Consider the following 23,021-nt stretch of genomic DNA (forward strand, 5'->3'; position numbering starts at 1 on the left):
TTGGAGTCTTTGAGGTTGCAGGCAGTGTGCAAAAAGATGCAGTTTTGCCATATGCAATTTATTCATACGTTATAAATGGGCAATATTTCTAATTAGATAATAATTTGCATGATAGTACATTAAATCTGGATAAATTTGAATTCAGGTTTTTAGAGACATCTTTTCAGTTCTAAAACTGAAGCCCTTCCTGAATTAATCATGAAACGAGAGTGTCTAATGGTTTGTGTGTGGGGATTCCCCACACACAAACCATTAGACACTCTCGATGGCGTAGCAGTACCAAGTGTGGAGGAAGAAAACGCTTGTGCACCGCTCAAGATTGCACATGCAATGACCATGCTTAAAGATGTCACTGCGGTAGAGACTGTGGCCAAGACCGTGGAATACAACATTACGGTGACTAACCCAGCAGCCTCTGCCCATCAAGCGTGGATTACTGATGCTCCGAAGTTCTCGGATTCGGTAAATATCACTGGCGCAACGGTAAACGGCACTGCGGTCACCGTAAGCAATGGAGTCTATCCTATTGCAGGTACTCAAGCTGCACCGATGAGTTTTGCGCCGAATTCCATCACTAACTTCAGAGTGAAGTCCAGTTATTACTATTCTGCCAAGGCGCTTAGGTACACCACACTTAATTGTGCGGCCAAAACTGCGGGAAGTGGTTTCTTCAACCAGGCCACGATGAACCTTTCAGGCAGCACCACTCCAGTAATTGATGATGCCTACGCCAATATTCCAGCGCTGCAAAATGCAGCTCTGGGTGTAGTGAAGACTGATTCTGCAGGAACCATCATTCCGCTGGATAGTGAATATGCCTTTGCGGTTTATCAAAATGGTGTGAAGATCGTAGATGTTAATGATTCCAGTGGTCGTAGCTTTGCGGCTACTGCTGCAACACTGACCATTGGCCAGGAATATCAGCTGGTGGAAACAACGGCACCAAATGGTTATCAGTTGCTGCCTGAAGCAGTGCGGTTCAAGATCAACACCGTTGGAAGTGCGCTGCAGCTAGCAATCATCGATGCTGCCAAGCAACCAGCCACCATGGTGGTGATGTCAGTATCTGATATCCGCACTGGTGCTCTGCCAGAAGCTGGCGGAAGTGGTGTGGGCTGGTGGATGGGAGCAGGATTTCTGCTCCTTATCATCGGAGCAATCGGTAGGAAGCGCTTAGCTTAAAACTCTTCAAAGGTGGCCGGATCTTGATTCTTGATCCGGCCATCTTCGCGTCCTAATGCAGTGATCGCCGCAATCTCTTCGTCGTTAAGCACAATCTTTATTGCTTCGAGGTTGGAACGCTGGCGCTCAGGTTTAGTGGAACGGGGGATGGGGATAATACCGCGCGCGTGGTGCCACGCCAACGCGACCTCGCCGCCGCCAACTCCGTGGCGCGCGCCGATTTCGGCGAGCAAAGGCTCATTGACCAGGCCGCGGCCGTTACTCAGCGGGCTCCAGGCCTCGGTGAGGATGCCGTTGTCATCGTGGAATTGCACCTGCTCAACCTGCGGGAAGTAGGGATGCAGCTCAATTTGGTTGATGGCTGGCAGCTCGCCGGTTTCCTTTTCAAGGCGCAAAATGTGCTCAGGCAGGAAATTTGAGACACCAATGTGGCGCACCAAACCAGCGTCGCGTACCTCGATGAGGGTTTGCCAGGCCTCCACGTAGAGATCACGCTGCGGATTTGGCCAGTGAATCAGCAAAAGATCCAGGTAATCGGTGCCCAGACGATAAAGGCTTTCCTCAATACGCACCCGCCCCAGATCGCGGGCGTGGAAGCGACCGGGCAATTTGCTCGTCACAAAAAGCTCTTCACGGGGCAGCCCGGACTTTTTCAGCGCCACACCCACTGTGCCTTCATTTTCATAGTTGTAGGCGGTATCAATAAGGCGATAACCAGCACTAATAGCTGAAGTTATAGCCTCGACGCCAGGGGCGCCATCAAGGTGGACGGTACCAAAACCGATTTCAGGAATTTTAAGGGTCATGGGTGCCACCCTACAAGCTTGTCGACGAGTGCCTGCGGCGTTTAAGAACTTAGTTTTTCGCGACCTCGCCTGAGTAAAGATTGAACTTATTGCCTTGGACAAAACCAGCCAAGAAGATTCCCGCTTCTTGGGCGGTTTCAATTGCCATGGAGCTCACCGATTCCGTAGTGATCACGCCAGCAATTCCCGCCATCGCAGCCTTTTTGAGGATCTCATAGGTTACTTTTTCAGTGACCACCAAAATGGCAGGGGACTGGGGGATACGCCGCTCCATTAGCAGGTGGCCAGTGATCTTATTCACCGCGTTTTCAGCCTGAATATCCTCCCTGACCAGGGTTAATTCTCCATCAAGATCAGCTAGCCCAGCCGCCTCCACGCCCTTGGTCTTGTGGAAGATTTTGCGCAGTTCATTGAGCTTTTCCGGCAACTGCACAATTGTCTCAGCGTTGGGAGTAATTGAGGTTATGGCCCACTGCGTTTGTGGCTTCGGGGTGGGGGAGACTCCGCAGGAAGGACCACTGTTTAAGAGGGGGAGTGGTTGAGCTCCCAGTACATCAAGGTCCAATACGTTATATGAATTTTTATTGTCGGGACCTACCGCACCGGCACAATAACGTGCTGTAGAAAGCTCAGTGGCTTTCTTAATTAGGCCCTCAGCCAATAAGAGTCCATGAACTAATTCAATATCTTGGCCTGGGGTACGAGTAATCGACCTAAAGAGGCTGCCATTCACCCGAATGTCTAAAGGCTCCTCTACAGCGATCGTATCGGGGCGAGTATTAATAAAAACCTCAGCCGGGGTAGCAACCACCCGTGGAACCTGCAATTTTTGGGTGATTCTGCCCATTTACCAACGCCTCCTGATGTCGCTTTAATGTCTTTGTGTTCCAACGCTGTCACAGGGTTGAAAAATTCCAAATAATCGCAGTTCGTAGAGTATTCTTGAGAAGTCTTAAGTGTTAACTGTGTTAAAGAACTAGAGATCATTTTGAGGGAAGCCGGTCAAATCCCGGCGCTGACCCGCAACCGTAGATCGCCTTTAATTGGTGATGAGCCGGATTACTCAAGATTTCTGGAAATGGCTTAGAACAACCGTCGTGGAATACGGAAGTTTTTTAATTAAGCATCCCCATGAGTAAAGAGCCTTAACGCTACCTCGCTAAGACAATATTTTCCCAAAACCTCATGGAAGGCACATACTTTGAGCATCACTTTTAAGCGTACTGCCACCGCTGCTATCACAGCCACCCTTCTCACCTCAGTTCCAGCAGCTCACGCCCTGGGATCTTCAGCACCCGTAAATGCCCGCGACTGCGTGGAAGCAAACAACGTATGGGTCTATGTGGAATATGGTGCAGATTCCGAGAAATCTCCCGAAGGCGGCTGCGCTACCAAATTCTCCACTGGTTTTGAAGCCTTGGAATCTGCTGGATTTACCCCTAAGTACCAGGATTTTTCTTTTGGACGCGCGCTCAACGGCATTGATGGCGTAGCACCTGTTTATGGAGAAACCGGCACCTATTGGGGCTATTACACCGGAACTGTCGCAACTGATCACACCGTAACCTACGAATACGCACCCGTCGGTGGCGATGAAACCACCCCAGCACCAGGTTCCGTTGAAGCATGGGTTGTTGGCGATGGCAGCAACTCCCCAGCGCTCACTGCACTTCCAGAGGCAACTCCTGAAAGTGGTTCCTCTGAGAACTCAAGTCTCTTTGCAGTGATCGCGGGCATCCTAGCAGTTGTGGGTGGCGCAGTAGCAGCCCTATACAACGGTCTCATCACCATCCCAGGCGTGGTTTTGCCGAAGTTTTAGTCCCGATCCACCGCACCTGCCTCCAAATGAGCGCCTTGTGTGGTGAAACCGCACTTTTTACTCCCCAAAAGTGACCAAATCCCGCACAAACTGCTTCTCAGAAGCAGTTTGTGCGGGATTCTGCTTTTTAGTTTTTGTCAGCTGACAAGTCGGGAGTCGGACCAAAGCTACGGTCAACACCAAAAGCAGCGCGTCGATTAGCGCGCCTTAAGGCTCCGAGTACTGGGGTAGCGGTAATCAGCAGTAAAAAGGACGTAAAAATCGCCCGGCCCAGATCCCACCCCAATGAAGTGGTGAGGCAGAAGAGGAAGAAGGTGTGCAGGTTTTCTAAGATTGGCACGCCGGGCACAAAGGAAAGCTCGGTGGAAGTGCCGATGGCATAGGGCCAAAAGCTCATGTTCATCAAAAAGCCGTATCCCAAAGAGGCGATGATGGCATAGAGGATGATTAGCAAGGTTTCTTTTTTGCCGCGCAGCTGTGGCAAAAGCCCTGCTCCAAAACCAACCCAGGCAGCGGCCAGCATTTGGTAGGGCAGCCATGGTCCAATTCCGGCGGTGAGCAGTGCAGATGCAAAAAGCCCGGTATTTCCCAGGATGAATCCGAAGCCCGGGCCAAATGCGCGTCCGCCCAGAATCAACACAAAAAACACTGCTTCGAAACCTGCAGCTCCGGCGCCAAAAGGACGCACCACGGCAACAAGTGCACTCAAGACGCCCACCATGGCGATGGCTTTAACATCAAAGCCGTCTTCACTGATTTCGGAAACCACGGCAGCAAGTACCAATGGAATTACTAATGCTAAATAAAGCGGTGCTTGGGCATCATTCGATAAAGCTGAAGAGGGGTCGACAAAAAGTGGCCAAAAGAAAATGACAATGCTCAAAAGTGCCAAAAGCCCAAGGGTGATAAAGGTTTTTGGCTTGAGGGAAATGACATTGTTCACGGTTCTAGCACCCCTCCCAAAGCTGTTTGTACCGCGGAAACCGTGAGCCAGTGGGAAGGGTCGTGCAGGCCAGAGGTGACCTTGGCAATTTGCGGGGCATAGGCAGGGGAAGAAGCAAGCATATCAACCGCGGGTCCATCGGCAATGATGGAACCATTGGCCATAAATAGCACTCGGTTAGCACACAGCGCCGCAAATTCCACATCGTGGGTGACCACCAACAAAGCCCGGCCCTGCTGGGAGAGCTGTTTAAAAGAGGCGGCCAGAGCCTTTTTAGCAGCATAATCAAGACCACGGGTGGGCTCATCAAAAAAGATCACATCAGGATGGGTAGCCAATTGAATTGCCAGAGCCAGGGCTAATTTTTGGCCTTCGGAAAGATCGCGGGGGTGTAGATGCGAGGCGATATTGGGCACGAGGGAATCCAAAATATCGCGAGTGGTGCCAGCAAATGCGCCACTGTCTCGATCAGAGCGATCCAATTCCGCAGCAACTGAGGATTCATAAAGGAGATCACTGGGGTTTTGCGGAACCATTGACACAAGTTTGCGTCGATTAGCTGGTTTAAGGCTGAGGGGATCGCGGCCGTCAACGTACACGTGACCGTGGGTGCGCTTACCTGATCCCTGCAACGCCCAGAGCAGGGTGGACTTGCCGCAGCCATTGCGCCCCATGAGCACTGTGATCTCACCGGCGTTGAGCTGCAGGGATACATTGTCCACGGCGCGGATCGCGGGGAAATCCACCACAATATCCGTAGCCACCAGCGCGGGCTTAACAGCGGACTGAATCCTGCGGGCCACTAATCCCTGTTGGAAAAGGCGTTTGCGCAGCTCTGGGGACTGCTGGCGGGCGCGGCGGATAGAAAGGGGCAATGGATTCCAGCCAGCCAGGCGGCCCAGCTCAACCAGCGGAGGCGCCACATCGGAGTTCTTCATAATTGCGGCTGGGGAGTCAATTCGCACAGTGCCGGTGGCATCAACGTGGGCCACGCGGTCGACATATTGCAGCACTCTTTCAATGCGGTGTTCCGCGAGCACCACTGTCATGGCCAGGTCATGGGCCAATTTGGTGATGGTGGCTAGTACATCCTCGGCACCATTGGGATCTAGCGCGCTGGTTGGTTCATCAAGAATAATCAGCGCGGGCCGGGTGGTGAGCACTGCACCGATAGCCACGCGCTGCTGCTCACCGCCGGAAAGTTCAGAAAGCGGGACGTGGCGCAGCTCTGCAATACCCAAAAGATCCAGGGTTTCTTCCACGCGCTTGAGCATGATCTCCGGGGCCAACCCCAGCTGCTCCATGCTATAAGCCAGTTCTTCCTCTACGGTATTGCTAACAAATCCAGCCGCCGGATTTTGGCCCACCACACCGACCACATCAGAGAGCATATGTGGTGGGAAATCGCGGGTATCGCGGCCCACAATGCGCACATGTCCATCCAAACGCCCGCCGGTGGCATGTGGCATAGCCCCTGACATGGCATTTAAAAGTGTGGTTTTGCCCGCACCGGTACGCCCAATGACCAGCAAAATCTCGCCCTCGTGCAGGGTGAGATTAACATCGTGAATCTGCGGCGCAGCCAGCGTGCGCTCATCGTGATAATAGGAAGCTGCCACATTTTCCAGCTCCAGAATCGGCTCGGTTGACCACGCCGCGCGTGGGGGAAGTGCAAAACTCATCGCAGGGTGCGTCCTTTAAGGGCGTCAGGGGCAAGTGCTTTGCGACGCCTGACTCTGTGGGTATTTCTGGGCAACATGGGGGTTAAATAGCCAGGAAGGGCTGCCATAACCAAACCAAAAATGACAAAAAGAGGAATGGTATTGGGAATGTGCAAAGGTACCCAGGTGGTGATCATGGAGGCGGGATCATTAATCCGCGTGACGATTGCTGCAAGTAGTGGGCTTAGGCCACAAATGCTAGTCAGCCACTCGGCTGTGCCCCAGGGCAGCGGTTTGAAGGTGCTCGAGGTTTTTCGTCGAGAAGCAATAAAAAGCGAAATCACCACAAACCCCACGCCCGCCAGCAAAATGGGGACTGCCACGTACAGTGGGGTGGTCGCATCCAAAATGACAAAAAGGCCGATGCACACACCCACAATGCCCAGCAGCCCAAAAGCAGAAGTAATGCGCTGCTCCAGGCGAGAAATCTGCGCGCGGCGGCCATAACCGCGGGCATCCATGGAATGCGCCAACGCGAGGGAACGATCCAAAGTATCTTGAAAAACTGGCAGCAAAATGCGAGAAAACCCGCGGAGACCTGCAGTGTTATCGCCACGCAAAGTACGCGCACGGTGAATGCGAACCGCTGATTCCGCCATCTGGGGAGCAATAGACATTCCAATAATGATCGCCGTGCCTAATTCTCCCAAAGCCCCGGGCAGCGCCTTGAGCAACTTCTTAGGATCCGCCAAGGAGTTCGCAGCACCAACGGCCACGATCATGGTTCCCAAAGCCATGCCCTGGATCAGCGCAATGACCAAACCTTCGGCATAAACCGTGCCAAAAATATTAATGCCCGCAGCCCATTGTGGAAGCTGCACCGCTGGAATGCGGAAAAGCTCCACCTGGCCGATTTTGACGCCCACCACAATATGCATAACCACGCGGTAGGCCACAATCCACGCCGCGATGGTCACATAGATGGGAAAAGCTCGAGACCAGGGGGAAGCGCCACGCCTTTTAGCAACCACAAAGCTCAAACTAGCCAGTGCCAAGACGAGCACATAAGGATTGTTACTCATGCTCACGGTGCCGGCGATGCCCAAGGCCCACACCCACCACGCCCAGGGATGAACCTCGCGCCGGGATAATAAATACCGCTTAATTGCCTGCACTGATTTAGCCCTGGATCTCGGAACGTCGAATAACCCAGGTGCCAATGGCGGAGGCTCCAATAACGGCAGTGAAAGCGAGGCTTAGTCCAATCATCCAAGCTTGGGAATCATCTGCTTCATTAGCAGCAAGGGGGATGCTTTGAGCTTCTTGTCCGGCAGCGGAGCCGGGGCTGCCGGGGGCTGTCATGACCATTGTGGAAGCAGCCGCTCCAGTAGGGGAGGTGGTGGGAACTGCAGCAGGTGCCATTGCGTTGGCAGAAGTTGCCGGATTCGCTGGGTTTGCCGGGCTGGCGGGATTGCTGGCGGGATTGTTGGCAGCTGCAGCAACCAGTGACTCATATTGTTCTTTGGAAATGGGGTTTCCAGTGGAGTCTTGATAAACCACAACTTCCTGCGGATTATTCGGATTTACATAAGGTGTTGGGGTCGCGCTGTTGGCAGCAGATTTGGTGGGCTGAGCAGTAGCTGATTGTGGGGTTGTTTCCAGCTCCGGAATGATGAGGTCATTGGGATCAAAATTAGCTAGCGGATCTTCGGTGGTTTCTTCCTCAATGACGGAAGCTTGGCGGGTGGGAATTTCTCCAGGCCGTTCGCCAGCTCCCCAATTCCAAGACACCACGGTGCCGGCTGCTGGATAATCGGAAAAGGCACCGACGTTGCTATATTCCCAATCGCTGCCATCAAGCGGAGCTTTCCAATATGCCCAATAAGCACCCTCCGGGGAAGTAGTGAGGCAGGGATCTACCTCAGCGGAGGGAAAGCCATTGATACGGCAAATGAAATCCGGGAATTTAGCGGTGCCCTCAACGCTGAAACCTGCTTCGATAAGGACGTTATAGCCATTGCCACCAGCACTGGCACAGCCGATGGAATCCTCCACAATGACCGTCACCTGATCATTAGAACAGGGAGTACTAAATGCAGCTGCTTCCGGGATCCACGGGGACAGGGCTAGAACTAACCAAAGCCCAAGTGCAAGAGCTGTGGCTTTGAGGGAATGTTGAAACATAAGGTGCCTTTTGTAGCGGGTGAATTTAGGCAGGAAGATTAAGCAGTAGCGGTCCCACCGCAGCAGCAATTGCAGCTAACAGGGCCACCACAGCGATAATGATGCCCGCTGACCCGGCAGAAGATCCTGCCTCAGGGGCGGGAGCAGGAGCAGGAGTCGGCTCAGAAGTTGGCGGAGTAACGCTAATAAATAGGTTGTCGTTGGCATAGTTGGCACCGGCATATGCCAGGGCAGCTTGGGCGCTGGTGCGGCGAATTTGATCAGTCACCGTGGTAGCTGTGGCAACATCGCTGCTGCGCCAGGCAAAAGCGCCAGCCAAGTCAGTGCTGGCGGAAGCTCCAAAGCGAGTGCTTTCCAGATAAGCATGAGCCTTGGAAAACTCAGTTTCCTTATTAACTAGTGCAAAAGCAGAAGCCGCCAAAGCAGTGGTATTAGCGTTAACGTCCAAACGGAAACCCGAGATTCCGCCGCTGGCATCTTGTGCAGCACTGAGATAATTCACGGTACGGGTAGTGGAATCGGCAGTGGTGCCATCTACCAGGGCAAAAGCCTGTGCTGTCAGGGCAGTGGTATCGGCATCCTGTGTGGTGCAGGTGGGCTCAGTTAGTTGTGACAGTGGCACACCACCATTGGCACAGATTTGCGTGGCCAAAAAATCTGCTGCGCGCTCGGCAGCTGCGGTTTCACCAGCACGCGCCAATGCCAACACCCCCCAGGCCTGCCCAAAGTTTGTTACTCCGGAAGTTGGTTCACCAGCTGTTTCATTTTTGAGCTGGCCATTGTCCTGCACGGTGTCCACCAGCTGCGCAATAAGCACAGCATTAGGCTGTTCAAAGGCATCTGCTACCACGACGGTTTTGGCTAGACGCGCGGCATCTACTTCTCCGCCAAGGTAAAGATAGGAATCAAGAGAATCCATCATGGTGCGGAAGCTCTGCTGAGCTTGAGAAGAATCAGGATCCAAAGCATCGAGGGAGAGCAGCATATCCTGGGTTAATCCAAGATCATCAGCGCCGGAGGGACCAGTGGCTAAACCATCACTGAGCTGATTGCTCAAAAAGTTAGCGCTGAGCTGAAGATCTGCAGCAGTTGGGCCACTAATTGCGGCATAAGCTGGGGCAATTGAAGCCGCCGCCAGTGCAGCAACAAAAGTAATTGTGAGAGGAGCGCGGAGCTGAGACAAAAGCAGTCCTTTTAATAGATTGAGAAAAGGATTCTGTTCCCCCGCAAAGCGCATGACTGCCCTCAACACGGGCTGCAGAACCGTAATCCACGACGGTTGAAGCCAAAGAATATTTCCAGGTAATCCGACTTCAGTGCCACACAGCACCCATACGGTTGCGGGTCAGCGCCGGATTCTCACCGGACTTCCCCTGAAAATAAAAACTTGCTGAACTAACCATAAAAATAGCAGCTTAAAGGGTCAACCCCTAACTGCCAGCAGGCTGAGTGGTGGCCTCAAACCAGTAGCGGCGCATCCCCCGAATTGAAGATTCATAAACTCCGCCCGCACGCTCAATTACGCGCCGGGAAGCCGCGTTTTCCTCGCGCACACACAACAAGGTACGTTCAATACCCATTTCTTGGGCTGCTGTGAGTGCTAAATCCAAAGCTGCACCGGCCACACCTTTATTACGGGCACTGGGACGCACGCTATATCCAATGTGTCCGCCTTGCTCCAATAAAAATTGGTTGAGTTCATGACGCAAAGCCACAAAGCCTAAGAGTTCTTGGGTGTCATCAACGATCCAAAAGTAGGTGCAGGGGACAAAATTTGGTGGAGGTGGTCCTTGGCGGGCTGCTAAATAGCGCGCAAAACTTGCCTCGGAAAGATCCTCCACCTGGGCGGGGTCAAAGAAGCCGGAACCGTCGATTGAACCTTGTCCGAACTCTTTGAGGCAGGCTGCCCATTGTTGATGTCCCTGCGGGTTTGGAGCAATTAAACGGTACATAGTCCCAGCTTAAAGCAATAATGCTTATCGACGCCCACCGCCGCGCGCCGCGCCGCGGTGGGGGCTTAAGCGTTGGATGCATGGCGACGTCGTAAAGCACTTGCGTTTTTCTTGCTTTGTCCTGTACTCTGTCCGTTTGGACTTTGCGCAAGAAAACTCTATAGAGCAAAAGGCGTCTAGAAGATCCATGTAATCGTAAACACCCTACTTTGTTGTAGGCCCCCCGCCATGAATGGCGATCCGCGTGGACATTGGCAGCGAGCAAACCGACTATTGAGTTCGGGGAGCGTTGAGTGGCCAGAAAACACACGGTTAACGTCCAAGGTGGGTAGGGAACCCCAACGAGAAAGGCATCAGGTCACAATCTTATGACCATGACTGATCCAATCGCCGACATGTTGTCGCGCGTGCGCAATGCGAGCAACGCGCACCATGACACCGTGTCCATGCCATCCTCCAAGATCAAGGCAAACATTGCTGAGATCCTGAAGCAGGAAGGCTACATCGCTAGCTACACCGTCGAGGATGCCAAGGTCGGCAAGACCCTGACCCTCGAGCTGAAGTACAGCAACACTCGTGAGCGCTCCATTTCTGGTCTGCGCCGCGTGTCCAAGCCAGGTCTGCGTGTATACGCTAAGTCCACCAATCTGCCACAGGTTCTGGGCGGACTGGGCGTGGCTATCATCTCCACGTCACAGGGCCTCCTGACCGACCGTCAGGCTACCGAGAAGGGCGTAGGCGGAGAAGTTCTCGCCTACGTCTGGTAAAGGGAGGATTGACTAAATATGTCACGTATCGGAAAAGAACCGATCACCATCCCATCCGGTGTAGAGACCAAGATTGATGGCCAGTTTGTTGAGGTTAAGGGACCTAAGGGCACCTTGAACGTCACCATTCCTGCTCCGATCACTGCCGCTATTGAAGATGGCAAGATCATCGTCTCCCGTCCGGATGACCACCGCACCAACCGCTCACTCCACGGCCTCTCCCGCACCCTGGTTAACAACCTGGTTGAAGGCGTTACCGCTGGTTACACCATCAAGATGGAAATCTTCGGTGTCGGTTACCGTGTTGCACTGAAGGGCAAGGACCTCGAGTTCTCCCTCGGTTACTCACACCCAGTACTGATCGAAGCTAAGGATGGCATCACTTTCGCAGTTGATGGCAACACCAAGCTTTCAGTTTCTGGCATCGACAAGCAGAAGGTTGGACAGGTCGCAGCAGTGATCCGCCGCCTACGTAAGGACGATCCTTACAAGGGTAAGGGCATCCGCTACGAGGGTGAGCAGATCCGCCGCAAGGTCGGAAAGACGGGTAAGTAAGCAATGAGCAACACTGAAAACAAGCAGAAGCGCGTTTCTATCGGTAAGGACATCGCGACTCGTCGTCGCGTTGCCCGTGCACGCCGCCACTTCCGCATCCGCAAGAACCTGCGTGGAACCCCAGAGGCTCCTCGTTTGGTTGTCCACCGTTCCTCTCGCCACATGCACGTTCAGATCATCGATGACGTTGCAGGCCACACCTTGGCTGCAGCTTCTTCCATCGAGGCTGAGGTTCGTGCAACCGAGGGTGACAAGAAGGCTAAGGGCGCAAAGGTCGGTCAGTTGATCGCCGAGCGTGCTAAGGCTGCTGGTATCGAGCAGGTCGTTTTCGACCGCGCTGGTTACAAGTACCACGGCCGCGTTGCAGCTCTTGCTGACGCAGCTCGTGAAGGTGGTCTGAAGTTCTAATGATGACCATTTCCAAGAACATCAACGGAAGGATTGCGTAATGCCGGGACGTGAACGGCGTGACGGCGGACGATCCGCCGACGACAACAAGCAAAACGATCGCAACGAGCGTCGTGGCGGCGGCCGCCGCGATGATCGTCGCAATCAGCAGCAGGACGAGCGCTCACAGTACATCGAGCGTGTCGTCACCATCAACCGCGTTTCCAAGGTCGTTAAGGGTGGTCGTCGCTTCAGCTTCACCGCACTTGTGATTGTTGGCGACGGCAAGGGAATGGTCGGTGTCGGTTACGGCAAGGCCAAGGAAGTTCCCGCTGCTATCCAAAAGGGTGCAGAAGAGGCTCGCAAGAACTTCTTCCGCGTTCCTATGGTTAACGGCACCATCACCCACCCAGTTCAGGGCGAGAAGGCAGCCGGCATCGTTATGCTGAAGCCTGCTGCACCAGGTACCGGCGTTATCGCCGGTGGCGCAGCTCGTCCAGTGCTTGAGTGCGCTGGTATCCAGGACATTCTTTCCAAGTCCCTTGGTTCTGACAACGCTATCAACGTCGTTCACGCTACCGTGGATGGCCTGAAGCAGCTGGTCCGCCCTGAAGAGGTTGCAGCCCGTCGTGGCAAGACCCTCGAAGAGGTTGCACCAGCACGTATCCTGCGTGCACGCGCAGGTCAGGAGGCGTAAGAAATGGCGCTGAAGATTACCCAGATCAAAGGCACTGTGGGCACCAAGCCCAAGCATCGCGAAAATCTTCGTTCCCTCGGTCTAAAGCGAATCCGCCACTCTGTGATCCGTCCCGATACCCCTCAGGTACGTGGCATGATCCTGGCAGTTCGCCACCTGATCGTCGTCGAAGAAGTGGCGGGGGAGTAGGTAACAAATGAGCGAACCAATTAAGCTCCACGATTTGCGCCCAGCAAAGGGCTCAAACAAGGCTAAGACCCGCGTCGGTCGAGGCGAAGCATCTAAGGGTAAAACTGCAGGTCGCGGTACCAAGGGTACCAAGGCTCGCAAGCAGGTTTCTGCTGCATTCGAGGGTGGCCAAATGCCACTTCACATGCGTCTGCCGAAGCTCAAGGGCTTCAAGAACCCAAACAAGGTTGACTACCAGGTAGTTAACGTTGCAGACCTTGCAGAGAAGTTCCCACAGGGTGGCGAAATCAGCATTGCTGACCTCGTTGCTTCCGGACTTGTTCGCAAGAACGAGCTAGTCAAGGTTCTTGGCAACGGCGATCTGAACGTCAAGTTCAACATCACCGCTAACAAGTTCTCTGGCTCTGCCAAGGAAAAGATTGAAGCCGCTGGCGGCTCCATCACCGTGGCATAAGTTCTTTAAGAACTAATAAGGCCTTCGGGTTTTATGCTCAAAGCTCCCCCTTTCTTTTGAAAGGGGGAGCTTTTTGTTCTTTGTAGGGCAGGGGAGTGCCTGTACTCTGTGGCTCTGCTCATCTGCGGATGGATCTTGTTACCTATTAGCCTGGAAAAAGTACGCGACTGTGCTATTGCGGATATGACTCACCTAACAAAAAGGGGGCTAGGAATCCCCTGTGCTGCCGAAAGCTGGTAGGGTAAATAGGTCAATCGTGCCCGTTTATCTAAATGTGATAAATGGGCCAGGATCTAAAAAATACATCTCCCGCCATTCCGAGGTTTCCATGTGGAAATTTTCGCGATGACGTGGGGGCCAGGAGGATATGTGTCCGCCATTATTCAGGCATTCAAGGACGCCGATCTGCGTAAGAAGATTCTCTTCACTATCGCGTTGATCGTTCTATACCGCATCGGTGCGCAGATCCCTTCCCCGGGAGTTGACTACGCAACGATCAGTGGTCGTTTGCGTGACTTGACCGAGGATCAATCAAGCGTTTATTCGCTGATTAACCTGTTTTCCGGTGGAGCGCTGCTGCAATTGTCCATCTTCGCCATCGGCATTATGCCGTATATTACGGCGTCGATTATTGTGCAGCTGTTAACAGTTGTTATTCCGCACTTTGAAGAGCTGAAAAAAGAAGGCCAATCCGGCCAGGCCAAGATGATGCAGTACACCAGGTACTTGACCATCGCGCTGGCTTTGCTGCAGTCTTCTGGCATCGTCGCTCTTGCAGACCGTGAGCAGCTACTCGGTGCTGGCATTCGCGTGCTGGTGGAGGACCGCAACTTCTTCGACCTCATCGTGCTGGTATTCACCATGACTGCAGGCGCCATCTTGGTTATGTGGTTGGGTGAGCTCATTACCGAAAAGGGTGTGGGCAACGGTATGTCCCTGCTGATTTTCGCAGGTATCGCGACCCGACTACCCACCGACGGTATGAACATTCTCGGAAACTCCGGCGGCGTGGTCTTCGCAGTTGTACTGATTTCCGTGCTTGTTTTGGTTATCGGCGTGGTTTTCGTGGAGCAGGGTCAGCGCCGCATTCCGGTGCAGTATGCAAAGCGCATGGTTGGTCGTCGCCAATACGGTGGCTCTTCTACCTACCTGCCTTTGAAGGTGAACCAGGCTGGTGTTATCCCAGTTATCTTCGCTTCCTCCCTGATTTATATGCCAGTGTTGATCACTCAGATCGTCACCTCCGGCTCGGTGGAAGTTACTGATAACTGGTGGCAGCGCAATGTCATTGCACACCTACAGACCCCATCCTCTTGGCAGTACATTGTTTTGTACTTTGCCTTGACCATCTTCTTCTCTTACTTCTATGTTTCTGTGCAGTACGATCCTGCAGAGCAAGCCGACAATATGAAGAAGTACGGTGGCTTTATTCCTGGCATTCGTCCAGGCCGCCCTACCGCGCAGTACCTTGGTTATGTGATGAACCGCCTGCTTTTCATCGGTTCCCTATACCTAGCGCTCATCGCTGTGCTGCCAAACATTATGCTGGATCTAGGCGTTGACGCCGGTTCGGCTGGAGCCACCCCATTCGGTGGTACCGCAATCCTGATTCTTGTATCTGTTGCACTAACTACCGTGAAACAGATTGAGAGCCAGCTCCTGCAAAGCAACTACGAAGGACTTCTGAAATAATGCGACTCGTTCTCCTTGGACCTCCCGGTGCCGGCAAGGGCACCCAGGCTGCAATTCTCTCTGAGAAGCTTGGTATCCCTCATATCTCCACCGGTGATCTTTTCCGCGCCAACATTGGCGAGGGCACCCCGCTAGGTGTTGAAGCAAAGCAGTACATCGACGCTGGCAAGCTTGTGCCTACCGATGTCACCGCACGCATGGTTGCTTCCCGCCTTGCCGAGTCCGACGCTGCAGAAGGCTTCTTGCTAGATGGCTTCCCACGCACCGTGGAGCAGGCTGATATCTTGGCTAACCTGCTCACCGAAGCCGGCCAGCAGCTTGATGGCGTAGTTAACTACCAGGTTTCTGAGGACGTAGTTGTTGAGCGCATGCTCTCCCGTGGCCGCGCAGATGACAATGAAGCAACCATCCGCACCCGCCTGGGCGTCTACCGCGATGAGACTGCACCACTGATCGATCACTACGGTGAGAAGATCATCAACATCGAGGCAGAGGGCACCGTTGAGGAAATCAACGCTCGTACCCTAGAGGCACTTGAGGCTTTGGGAAAGTAAATTTCCCAGAATCTGGTTGCTAAATCTACGATAGGTTAAGCGGTCAGAAACAAGCGGCCGGGCCACACCTAAGGTGTGGTACCGGCCCTTTTTATATTTAGCTCTATTTTTTATTGCTTTATCAGACATAAACTCTAAACGGCTAATGAGCCAAAATTAGCTCAGCAGAAAAGGAGATACCCGCAAATGGGTTTCCGTAACAAGAAGAAAACAATTCCCGCCAAGACCCCAGGCGAACTAGATGCTATGCAGGCAGCAGGGGAGATCGTCGGCAAGGCTTTGCAGACTGTGCGCGCTGAGGCGAAAGCGGGTATGAGCACCTGGGATCTAGATCAGATCGCAGAGCAGGTTATTCGCGATGCTGGCGCTATTCCTACCTTCCTGGGGTACCAGGGCTTTCCAGGTTCGGTGTGTGCCTCTGTTAATGAAGTAATCGTGCACGGCATTCCCTCCAAGGAGGTCGTCTTGGAGGAGGGCGATCTGCTCTCCATCGACTGTGGCGCCACTTTTGAGGGCTGGGTCGGCGATTCCGCTTGGTCTTTCGGCATCGGCGAGCTTGATGAGGACGTTCAAGCCCTTAACCTGGCAACCGAGTGGGTGCTCATGGAAGGCCTGAAGGCCATGGTTCCAGGCAACCGTCTCACTGACGTTTCCCACGCTTTGGAAGTTGCTACCCGCAAGGCGGAGCAGAAATTCGGCGTGCTGCTGGGCATCGTTGATGGTTATGGCGGACACGGTATCGGACACACCATGCATGAAGATCCTTACCTGGCCAATGAGGGCAGCCCCAACCGAGGCCCAATTATCCAAGAGGGCTCTGTGCTCGCCATTGAGCCAATGCTTACCCTTGGCACCGAGGATTCTGCAGTGCTCGAAGACGATTGGACTGTTGTAACCCTCGATGGTTCTTGGGCAGCTCACTGGGAGCACACCGTAGCAGCTACTGCCGGTGGCCCTCGCATTCTTACCCCGCGTTACTAAAACGCTTTTCGACGCGCCCCTGCCCCGCAGCACCCTCGGTGCTGCGGGGCTTCAGGTTTTTTAAAAGAAATTGTTCCACAAGTATCAATTTCGCAGAGGTGGCTTATATACTGCTGTTTATGCAGAAAATTTCCCGCACCCGTTACGCTTCATCCATCAAGCGTGGCGTCGCAGCCATCCTTACTACAGCTGCAGCAACCGCTGCGCTTGTTGGCGCACCAGCATCCGCATCCGCACAGGATTTCACAGCCGGCAGCTCCGCCATCGCTCAGAACCTCACCGCTGGTAGCTCCGCTGTCACAGCAGATGCTCGTGAGGGTGCGTGGGCTTCCCGCAATAACCTCCAAGCTCAGCTTGATACCATGGGACCTGCTGCAATGCCTGCTAAGGCTGCAGTTGATCAGGCAGTCAACGCTGTCTTCCCAGGTCTTATCGATGAAAAGATCGCTGTTCAGCAAGAAGCTGCGCGTGCACAGGCTGAGCGTGAAGCAGCAGCTGCCCGCGAAGCAGAGGCAGCTCGTATTGCTGCTGAGCAAGCAGCCCGTTTTGATTCTGGCTCTTGCCCAGCAAGTGCTGATGTTTGTGTTGATATCGATGGTGGCCGTTCATGGTTGCAGGAAAACGGCCAGGTAGTTTATGGTTCCGTCGCTGTTTCCTCCGGTGGTATCGGTAACGAGACTCCACGCGGAACTTTCTACATCAACCGCAAGGTCGAGGATGAGATCTCTTATGAGTTCAACAATGCCCCAATGCCTTACGCTATGTACTTCACCAACTCCGGTCACGCATTCCACCAGGGCAATGTTGCAACCACCTCTGCGGGCTGTGTTCGCTTGGCTCAGCAGGACGCCATCTACTACTTCAACAACGTTGAAATCGGCGACATGGTTTATATCTACTAGGTAGAACCCATACGGGACGCGGAATAGGAAACTCCTATTCCGCGTTTTTTATGAAATTCACCAAATGTTTGATATTTACTATGCCCCCGTGTAACCTGTATCGATGGTGTGTATGCAATTCGCAACACCACCATTTTGAAGTGGAAAAACTTAGAAGCTCCCGAGGGGGAGCATTCTGGAAAAGTGGAGGATATGGCTAAGGAAGGCGCTATTGAGGTTGAGGGTCGCATTGTCGAGCCTTTGCCGAATGCAATGTTCCGTGTCGAGCTCGACAATGGACACAAGGTACTCGCCCACATCAGTGGAAAGATGCGCCAGCACTACATCCGTATCCTTCCTGAGGACCGCGTCGTTGTAGAGCTGTCGCCCTACGATCTTACCCGCGGCCGCATCGTTTACCGCTACAAGTAAAAAGCTTTAAGCCTCCATATATCAGGGCCCGGCGGGGATATCCCGTCGCGCTGACACACCTTCAGGCATCGATGGCTGAAGCCCTGCGAATCACAACCCACCCTCCGGTATCCGTCCGGGGAAAGCGTTGCGTGGCAGGGGCGATTATGGGGAAAACCATCGCAACAACCGGAAAGGTTCTGCCACATGGCACGTCTAGCTGGTGTTGACCTTCCACGCAACAAGCGTATGGAAGTCGCACTTACTTACATTTACGGAATCGGCCCAGCCCGTTCCAAGCAGCTTCTCGAGGAGACCGGAATCTCCCCAGACCTGCGCACTGACAACCTCGACGACGAGCAGCTCGCTGCTCTTCGTGACGTTATTGAAGGCACCTGGAAGGTTGAGGGTGACCTCCGCCGCCAGGTACAGGCTGACATCCGTCGCAAGATCGAAATCGGTTGCTACCAGGGTATTCGCCACCGCCGTGGCCTGCCAGTTCGTGGTCAGCGTACCAAGACCAATGCGCGTACGCGCAAGGGCCCTAAGAAGACGATCGCCGGAAAGAAGAAGTAAAAATGCCTCCAAAAGCACGCTCTGGCGCGCGCCGTACCGGCCGTCGCGTCGTAAAGAAGAACGTTGCCCACGGCAACGCTTACATCAAGTCCACCTTTAACAACACCATCGTATCGATCACTGATCCACACGGTGCTGTCATCTCCTGGGCTTCCTCTGGACACGTTGGATTCAAGGGCTCTCGTAAGTCCACTCCATTCGCTGCTCAGATGGCCGCTGAAAACGCTGCTCGCAAGGCAATGGATCACGGCATGAAGAAGGTTGACGTATTCGTCAAGGGCCCAGGTTCGGGCCGAGAGACCGCTATCCGTTCACTCCAGGCCGCAGGCCTCGAGGTCAGCTCGATCTCCGACGTGACGCCACAGCCACACAATGGTTGCCGTCCGCCGAAGCGTCGTCGCGTTTAATAGGGAAGGAAAGGTAATACATTATGGCTCGTTATACCGGCCCCGCAACCCGTAAATCCCGTCGTCTGCGCGTCGACCTCATCGGTGGAGACATGGCGTTTGAGCGCCGTCCATATCCTCCGGGACAGGCTGGCCGCGCACGCATCAAGGAGTCCGAGTACCTCCTGCAGCTCCAAGAGAAGCAGAAGGCTCGTTTCATCTACGGCGTCATGGAAAAGCAGTTCCGTCGTTACTACGCTGAGGCTAACCGTCGCCCAGGCAAGACCGGTGAGAACCTCATCGTCTTGCTTGAGACCCGTCTCGACAACGTAGTTTACCGCGCAGGTCTGGCACGCACCCGTCGCCAGGCTCGTCAGCTTGTTTCCCACGGCCACTTTGTGGTAAACGGCAAGGCAATTGACGTTCCTTCTTACCGTGTTTCTCAGTACGACATCATCGATGTTCGTGAGAAGTCACAGAAGATGAACTGGTTCGAAGAGGCTCAGGACAATCTGATCGACGCAGTCGTACCAGCTTGGATCCAGGTCGTTCCTGAGAGCCTGCGTATCCTCGTGCACCAGGTGCCCGAGCGCGCACAGATCGATGTTCCGCTGCAAGAGCAGCTTATCGTCGAGCTGTACTCGAAGTAATTTCTGCTTACCCGGCTGCCCCGGGTGCACAGGAATCTTCCGATTTTTCACCATCCTTTCCGCCCCTTTAAGACGTCAAATAGCGGACGTCACCCAAGGAGAGTTCAATGCTCATTTCACAGCGCCCTACCATTACTGAGGAATTTGTCGATAGCGCACGTTCCAAGTTCGTCATCGAACCTTTGGAGCCAGGCTTTGGCTACACCCTCGGTAACTCTTTGCGCCGCACCCTGCTGTCCTCCATCCCTGGAGCTGCAGTTACCAGCGTAAAGATTGATGGTGTACTCCATGAGTTCACCACCATCAATGGTGTGAAGGAAGATGTTTCTGACATCATCCTAAACATCAAGGGCTTGGTTCTTTCTTCTGACTCTGATGAGCCAGTTGTAATGCACCTTGTTAAGGAAGGCGCTGGCGTTGTCACTGCCGGCGATATCCAGCCACCAGCTGGAGTTGAGATCCATAACCCGGATCTGCACATCGCTACCCTTAATGACACCGCCAAGCTGGATATTGAGCTCATCGTCGAGCGTGGACGTGGCTACGTTCCCGCAACCTTGACTACTACCAGTGGTGAGATCGGCCGTATTCCGGTCGACCAGATCTACTCCCCAGTATTGAAGGTCAGCTACAAGGTGGAAGCTACTCGTGTTGAGCAGCGCACCGACTTTGACAAGCTGATCATCGACGTTGAAACCAAGAACTCTATTACTGCCCGTGACGCCCTGGCGTCGGCAGGTAAGACCCTGGTTGAGCTGTTCGGCCTCGCTCGCGAGCTGAACATCGCAGCCGAGGGCATCGAGATCGGACCCTCCCCACAGGAGACCGAGTACATCGCTGCCTACAGCATGCCAATCGAGGATCTGGACTTCTCCGTCCGTTCCTACAACTGCCTCAAGCGCGAGGACATTCACACCGTGGGTGAGCTCGCCGAGCGCGCAGAGACCGACTTGCTTGACATCCGTAACTTCGGACAAAAGTCAATCAACGAAGTCAAGATCAAGCTTGCTGGCCTGGGTCTTACCCTAAAGGATGCTCCTGAAGACTTCGATCCTTCAACTCTTGAAGGTTATGACGCCGAGACTGGTGGCTACATCGATGTTGAGGCGGAAGATTCCGAGTAAGTCGCATGGTCCAAGCCTGGGCCGCGCTAAATCAATGTACAAGGAGTACAACTAAATGCCTACCCCTAAGAGAGGCGCCCGCCTCGGCGGATCCGCTAGCCACCAGAAGAAGCTTCTTTCCAACCTGGCAGCTTCCCTGTTCGAGCACGGCGCAATCAAGACCACCGATGCCAAGGCAAAGGCTCTGCGTCCTTACGCTGAGAAGCTGATCACCAAGGCTAAGTCCGGCACCGTTGCTGATCGTCGTAACGTTTTGGCACTCGTTCCTAACAAGGACGTCGTTGCTTACCTGTTCAACGAGCTTGCACCTAAGTTCGAGAACCGTGCAGGTGGCTACACCCGCATCATCAAGCTGGAGAACCGTAAGGGCGACAACGCTCCTATGTCCCAGATCTCCCTCGTTCTCGAGGAGACCGTTTCTGCAGAGGCATCCCGCGCAACCCGCGCAGCTGCTTCCAAGAAGGCTGCTGAAGAGGCTCAGACCGAAGAGGCTGAGACCGAAGAAGTAGCAGAGACCCCAGCTGCAGAGACCGCAACCGAAGAGGCTGCTGAAGAGAAGTAATTTACTTACTTCATCTTGAAGTCCCTATTCCTGAGATTAAATCTCGGGGATAGGGACTTTTCTGCTTGGTGTGGTTTTATCAAGATGTCTCACATGATTTATCGATTAGCGGGTGTGCTGTTTGTCTTGAGCTCTGTGGTGGCACTGCTTTTTCAAGGTGTTGCAATCGCGCAATGGAGCGGTTTTCTCATCATGTGTGGTGCGATGCTGCTGTGGTCCATTGGCAAGAGCGATGTTCATGTTCTTACCTTCTTGCTGGTTGCAGCAGGTTTAAGCGGCATGGTCTTCGGCCTAAGTGACTCTTTGGTTGCGCTTTTTGCCCAAGTCCTGGCCACCTGGGGTGCCATGCTCTGGGCCTGGTGGCCGCGCACGGAAGCGTCGAAAAGCGCAATTTCAGTGGTTAATGGTGGACTGACCTTGATCCTTTTGGGTGCTTCGGTGGCCGGTTTTGTTGGGCTGGGAATTATTGGCAGTATGGATATTGTGCCGGGCTACTTTGAAAGGCTCGCACTTTATTCTCTGCACCTGTGGTTCGTGTTACTTGGAGTGGGGGTATTTAGGAGGCCCAAATTCCGCAAAAGTGAAAAAACTCACAATAAAATTGAACCCCACCTCACAGCACAAAATTCGAGTGCAGCAAACCGAAAGGCAATGGAAGGTATTGACAACCCAAGACAGGGTGCGGATTCGCCTAGATCTGGCCTATGACGGAACTGATTTCCATGGCTGGGCGCGACAAGGTACAAGCGACCTGCGCACGGTGCAAAAAGTTCTCGAGGAAACACTCAACCTGGTTTTGCGGGAGCCCATTGAACTAACCGTGGCAGGACGCACCGATGCTGGGGTGCATGCTGCGGAACAAGTGGCGCATTTCGACGTCCCCGCCCAGGCTTTGGAACAACGTTCCATTGATGGCGATCCACAACGTTTGGTACGTCGACTTTCTAGATTATTGCCCGATGACATTCGGGTTCATGATGTCTCACTGGCCCCGCCTGGTTTTGATGCGCGTTTTGCAGCGCTGCGCCGGCATTATGTTTATCGCATTACCACCCATCCCGCTGGTCCTTTGCCCACCCGCATCCGTGATACCGCCGTGTGGCCCAAGCCGGTGGAACTTGAACGCCTGCAGGAAGCGGCTGAAATGCTGCTTGGACTTCATGACTTTGTTGCATTTTGTAAAGCCAAACCTCATGCCACCACAGTCCGCGATCTCCAGGAATTTTCCTGGCGCGATATTTCCACGCCCACCGAGCCACAACTTTATGAAGCACATGTTGTTGCCGATGCCTTCTGCTGGTCCATGGTGCGTTCCCTCGTGGGCTCCTGCATGGCAGTCGGGGAGGGACGTCGCGCACGTGACTTCACCGCTACGCTTCTCGACGAAACCCAGCGCAGCCCCATGGTGCCTGTCGCCCCAGCGCGGGGGCTAAGTTTAGTGGGCGTTGACTATCCGGAAGTGGAAAAAATGGCCGAGCGCGCACTAGAAACGCGGGCATATCGGGAAATCCCCGCGAGCCTAAGTCTTGAACAAGACTAAGGGTAGCTAGACTTATTGCGGGAACTTTTGGCCTACGGGCTGTTGTGATACTGAGAATAAGAAAGTGA

At 53.8% G+C, this 23,021-nt stretch carries 28 protein-coding genes and 1 riboswitch; of the genes, 20 read left to right on the forward strand and 8 right to left on the reverse strand.

Annotated features, from left to right (window positions below):
* Positions 1-285 precede the first annotated feature (285 nt).
* Positions 286-1,182, forward strand: a complete 897-nt coding sequence (locus H924_RS02545) for a SpaA isopeptide-forming pilin-related protein (protein WP_015650400.1) — start codon at positions 286-288, stop codon at positions 1,180-1,182.
* Here the strand turns inward: H924_RS02545 and H924_RS02550 are convergent.
* Positions 1,179-1,988, reverse strand: coding sequence for an aldo/keto reductase (locus H924_RS02550; RefSeq protein ID WP_015650401.1), 810 nt, complete (start codon positions 1,986-1,988; stop codon positions 1,179-1,181). The genes H924_RS02545 and H924_RS02550 overlap by 4 nt on opposite strands.
* Before the next feature lie 49 nt (positions 1,989-2,037).
* On the reverse strand, positions 2,038-2,835 hold the full coding sequence (locus H924_RS02555; protein ID WP_015650402.1) for a formate dehydrogenase accessory sulfurtransferase FdhD: 798 nt from the start codon (positions 2,833-2,835) through the stop codon (positions 2,038-2,040).
* A 354-nt stretch (positions 2,836-3,189) separates the two neighbouring features.
* On the opposite strand from H924_RS02555, the gene H924_RS02560 reads away from it, so the two are divergent.
* Entirely contained in the window at positions 3,190-3,807 is a 618-nt protein-coding gene (locus H924_RS02560; protein WP_015650403.1) for a hypothetical protein, read from the forward strand.
* Between the two features lie 127 nt (positions 3,808-3,934).
* Here the strand turns inward: H924_RS02560 and H924_RS02565 are convergent, their stop codons facing one another.
* The 6 genes from H924_RS02565 to H924_RS02590 form a co-directional block, all read right to left on the reverse strand.
* Entirely contained in the window at positions 3,935-4,750 is an 816-nt protein-coding gene (locus H924_RS02565; RefSeq protein ID WP_015650404.1) for an ECF transporter S component, read from the reverse strand.
* On the reverse strand, positions 4,747-6,432 hold the full coding sequence (locus H924_RS02570) for an ABC transporter ATP-binding protein (protein ID WP_015650405.1): 1,686 nt from the start codon (positions 6,430-6,432) through the stop codon (positions 4,747-4,749). Before H924_RS02570 ends, H924_RS02565 begins: the two co-directional genes overlap by 4 nt.
* A complete protein-coding gene (locus H924_RS02575) occupies positions 6,429-7,586 on the reverse strand; it encodes an energy-coupling factor transporter transmembrane component T (RefSeq protein ID WP_015650406.1) in 1,158 nt (385 codons plus the stop codon). Before H924_RS02575 ends, H924_RS02570 begins: the two co-directional genes overlap by 4 nt.
* Positions 7,587-7,590: 4 nt before the next feature.
* Entirely contained in the window at positions 7,591-8,595 is a 1,005-nt protein-coding gene (locus H924_RS02580) for a hypothetical protein (protein WP_015650407.1), read from the reverse strand.
* A 25-nt stretch (positions 8,596-8,620) separates the two neighbouring features.
* Positions 8,621-9,778: a prenyltransferase/squalene oxidase repeat-containing protein gene (locus H924_RS02585; protein WP_029703807.1), complete on the reverse strand. Its 1,158-nt coding sequence runs from the start codon at positions 9,776-9,778 to the stop codon at positions 8,621-8,623.
* 67 nt (positions 9,779-9,845) lie between these two features.
* Positions 9,846-9,990, reverse strand: a riboswitch (adenosylcobalamin (AdoCbl) riboswitch).
* A 35-nt stretch (positions 9,991-10,025) separates the two neighbouring features.
* On the reverse strand, positions 10,026-10,547 hold the full coding sequence (locus tag H924_RS02590; protein ID WP_015650409.1) for a GNAT family N-acetyltransferase: 522 nt from the start codon (positions 10,545-10,547) through the stop codon (positions 10,026-10,028).
* 368 nt (positions 10,548-10,915) lie between these two features.
* Between H924_RS02590 and rpsH the strand changes: the two genes are divergently transcribed.
* The 18 genes from rpsH (at position 10,916) to truA (ending at position 22,953) form a co-directional block, all read left to right on the forward strand.
* Positions 10,916-11,314, forward strand: coding sequence for a 30S ribosomal protein S8 (gene rpsH / locus H924_RS02595; protein WP_015650410.1), 399 nt, complete (start codon positions 10,916-10,918; stop codon positions 11,312-11,314).
* 18 nt (positions 11,315-11,332) lie between these two features.
* Positions 11,333-11,869, forward strand: coding sequence for a 50S ribosomal protein L6 (gene rplF / locus H924_RS02600; RefSeq protein ID WP_015650411.1), 537 nt, complete (start codon positions 11,333-11,335; stop codon positions 11,867-11,869).
* A gap of 3 nt (positions 11,870-11,872) precedes the next feature.
* On the forward strand, positions 11,873-12,277 hold the full coding sequence (gene rplR / locus H924_RS02605; protein WP_015650412.1) for a 50S ribosomal protein L18: 405 nt from the start codon (positions 11,873-11,875) through the stop codon (positions 12,275-12,277).
* 40 nt (positions 12,278-12,317) lie between these two features.
* Entirely contained in the window at positions 12,318-12,953 is a 636-nt protein-coding gene (rpsE, locus tag H924_RS02610) for a 30S ribosomal protein S5 (protein ID WP_015650413.1), read from the forward strand.
* Positions 12,954-12,956: 3 nt separating this feature from the next.
* Positions 12,957-13,142: a 50S ribosomal protein L30 gene (gene rpmD, locus H924_RS02615; protein WP_015650414.1), complete on the forward strand. Its 186-nt coding sequence runs from the start codon at positions 12,957-12,959 to the stop codon at positions 13,140-13,142.
* 7 nt (positions 13,143-13,149) lie between these two features.
* Positions 13,150-13,596 (forward strand): 50S ribosomal protein L15, encoded by a 447-nt coding sequence (rplO, locus tag H924_RS02620; protein ID WP_015650415.1) that lies wholly within the window; start codon positions 13,150-13,152, stop codon positions 13,594-13,596.
* A gap of 369 nt (positions 13,597-13,965) precedes the next feature.
* Positions 13,966-15,288 carry a preprotein translocase subunit SecY gene (gene secY / locus H924_RS02625; RefSeq protein WP_015650416.1) on the forward strand — a complete coding sequence of 441 codons (1,323 nt, stop codon included), beginning with the start codon at positions 13,966-13,968 and terminating at the stop codon, positions 15,286-15,288.
* Positions 15,288-15,842: an adenylate kinase gene (locus H924_RS02630; protein WP_015650417.1), complete on the forward strand. Its 555-nt coding sequence runs from the start codon at positions 15,288-15,290 to the stop codon at positions 15,840-15,842. Before secY ends, H924_RS02630 begins: the two co-directional genes overlap by 1 nt.
* 186 nt (positions 15,843-16,028) lie before the next feature.
* The gene (map, locus tag H924_RS02635) at positions 16,029-16,823 is read left to right on the forward strand and encodes a type I methionyl aminopeptidase (RefSeq protein WP_015650418.1); all 795 of its coding nucleotides are present in this window, start codon (positions 16,029-16,031) and stop codon (positions 16,821-16,823) included.
* Positions 16,824-16,942: 119 nt separating this feature from the next.
* Positions 16,943-17,725: a L,D-transpeptidase gene (locus H924_RS02640; RefSeq protein ID WP_015650419.1), complete on the forward strand. Its 783-nt coding sequence runs from the start codon at positions 16,943-16,945 to the stop codon at positions 17,723-17,725.
* A 192-nt stretch (positions 17,726-17,917) separates the two neighbouring features.
* The gene (infA, locus tag H924_RS02645) at positions 17,918-18,136 is read left to right on the forward strand and encodes a translation initiation factor IF-1 (RefSeq protein ID WP_003854422.1); all 219 of its coding nucleotides are present in this window, start codon (positions 17,918-17,920) and stop codon (positions 18,134-18,136) included.
* 186 nt (positions 18,137-18,322) lie between these two features.
* Positions 18,323-18,691, forward strand: a complete 369-nt coding sequence (rpsM, locus tag H924_RS02650; RefSeq protein WP_015650420.1) for a 30S ribosomal protein S13 — start codon at positions 18,323-18,325, stop codon at positions 18,689-18,691.
* 2 nt (positions 18,692-18,693) lie between these two features.
* Positions 18,694-19,098, forward strand: a complete 405-nt coding sequence (gene rpsK / locus H924_RS02655) for a 30S ribosomal protein S11 (RefSeq protein WP_015650421.1) — start codon at positions 18,694-18,696, stop codon at positions 19,096-19,098.
* 23 nt (positions 19,099-19,121) lie between these two features.
* A complete protein-coding gene (rpsD, locus tag H924_RS02660; protein ID WP_015650422.1) occupies positions 19,122-19,727 on the forward strand; it encodes a 30S ribosomal protein S4 in 606 nt (201 codons plus the stop codon).
* 107 nt (positions 19,728-19,834) lie between these two features.
* Positions 19,835-20,851 (forward strand): DNA-directed RNA polymerase subunit alpha, encoded by a 1,017-nt coding sequence (locus tag H924_RS02665; protein WP_015650423.1) that lies wholly within the window; start codon positions 19,835-19,837, stop codon positions 20,849-20,851.
* A gap of 55 nt (positions 20,852-20,906) precedes the next feature.
* The gene (rplQ, locus tag H924_RS02670; RefSeq protein ID WP_015650424.1) at positions 20,907-21,413 is read left to right on the forward strand and encodes a 50S ribosomal protein L17; all 507 of its coding nucleotides are present in this window, start codon (positions 20,907-20,909) and stop codon (positions 21,411-21,413) included.
* Between the two features lie 93 nt (positions 21,414-21,506).
* The gene (locus tag H924_RS02675) at positions 21,507-22,121 is read left to right on the forward strand and encodes a hypothetical protein (protein WP_015650425.1); all 615 of its coding nucleotides are present in this window, start codon (positions 21,507-21,509) and stop codon (positions 22,119-22,121) included.
* Positions 22,093-22,953, forward strand: coding sequence for a tRNA pseudouridine(38-40) synthase TruA (gene truA, locus H924_RS02680; RefSeq protein ID WP_015650426.1), 861 nt, complete (start codon positions 22,093-22,095; stop codon positions 22,951-22,953). Before H924_RS02675 ends, truA begins: the two co-directional genes overlap by 29 nt.
* Positions 22,954-23,021 lie beyond the last annotated feature (68 nt).

The organism is Corynebacterium callunae DSM 20147, assembly GCF_000344785.1.
In the GTDB taxonomy this organism is placed as follows: domain Bacteria; phylum Actinomycetota; class Actinomycetes; order Mycobacteriales; family Mycobacteriaceae; genus Corynebacterium; species Corynebacterium callunae.

Coding starts and splice junctions, on each gene's coding strand:
- H924_RS02550 (WP_015650401.1), bottom strand. CDS start 1,988: ATGACCCTTAAAATTCCTGAAATCGGTTTTGGTACCGTCCACCTTGAT.
- H924_RS02555 (WP_015650402.1), bottom strand. CDS start 2,835: ATGGGCAGAATCACCCAAAAATTGCAGGTTCCACGGGTGGTTGCTACC.
- H924_RS02570 (WP_015650405.1), bottom strand. CDS start 6,432: ATGAGTTTTGCACTTCCCCCACGCGCGGCGTGGTCAACCGAGCCGATT.
- H924_RS02580 (WP_015650407.1), bottom strand. CDS start 8,595: ATGTTTCAACATTCCCTCAAAGCCACAGCTCTTGCACTTGGGCTTTGG.
- H924_RS02590 (WP_015650409.1), bottom strand. CDS start 10,547: ATGTACCGTTTAATTGCTCCAAACCCGCAGGGACATCAACAATGGGCA.
- rpsH (WP_015650410.1), top strand. CDS start 10,916: ATGACCATGACTGATCCAATCGCCGACATGTTGTCGCGCGTGCGCAAT.
- rplF (WP_015650411.1), top strand. CDS start 11,333: ATGTCACGTATCGGAAAAGAACCGATCACCATCCCATCCGGTGTAGAG.
- rplR (WP_015650412.1), top strand. CDS start 11,873: ATGAGCAACACTGAAAACAAGCAGAAGCGCGTTTCTATCGGTAAGGAC.
- rpsE (WP_015650413.1), top strand. CDS start 12,318: ATGCCGGGACGTGAACGGCGTGACGGCGGACGATCCGCCGACGACAAC.
- rpmD (WP_015650414.1), top strand. CDS start 12,957: ATGGCGCTGAAGATTACCCAGATCAAAGGCACTGTGGGCACCAAGCCC.
- rplO (WP_015650415.1), top strand. CDS start 13,150: ATGAGCGAACCAATTAAGCTCCACGATTTGCGCCCAGCAAAGGGCTCA.
- H924_RS02630 (WP_015650417.1), top strand. CDS start 15,288: ATGCGACTCGTTCTCCTTGGACCTCCCGGTGCCGGCAAGGGCACCCAG.
- map (WP_015650418.1), top strand. CDS start 16,029: ATGGGTTTCCGTAACAAGAAGAAAACAATTCCCGCCAAGACCCCAGGC.
- H924_RS02640 (WP_015650419.1), top strand. CDS start 16,943: ATGCAGAAAATTTCCCGCACCCGTTACGCTTCATCCATCAAGCGTGGC.
- infA (WP_003854422.1), top strand. CDS start 17,918: ATGGCTAAGGAAGGCGCTATTGAGGTTGAGGGTCGCATTGTCGAGCCT.
- rpsM (WP_015650420.1), top strand. CDS start 18,323: ATGGCACGTCTAGCTGGTGTTGACCTTCCACGCAACAAGCGTATGGAA.
- rpsK (WP_015650421.1), top strand. CDS start 18,694: ATGCCTCCAAAAGCACGCTCTGGCGCGCGCCGTACCGGCCGTCGCGTC.
- rpsD (WP_015650422.1), top strand. CDS start 19,122: ATGGCTCGTTATACCGGCCCCGCAACCCGTAAATCCCGTCGTCTGCGC.
- H924_RS02665 (WP_015650423.1), top strand. CDS start 19,835: ATGCTCATTTCACAGCGCCCTACCATTACTGAGGAATTTGTCGATAGC.
- rplQ (WP_015650424.1), top strand. CDS start 20,907: ATGCCTACCCCTAAGAGAGGCGCCCGCCTCGGCGGATCCGCTAGCCAC.
- H924_RS02675 (WP_015650425.1), top strand. CDS start 21,507: ATGATTTATCGATTAGCGGGTGTGCTGTTTGTCTTGAGCTCTGTGGTG.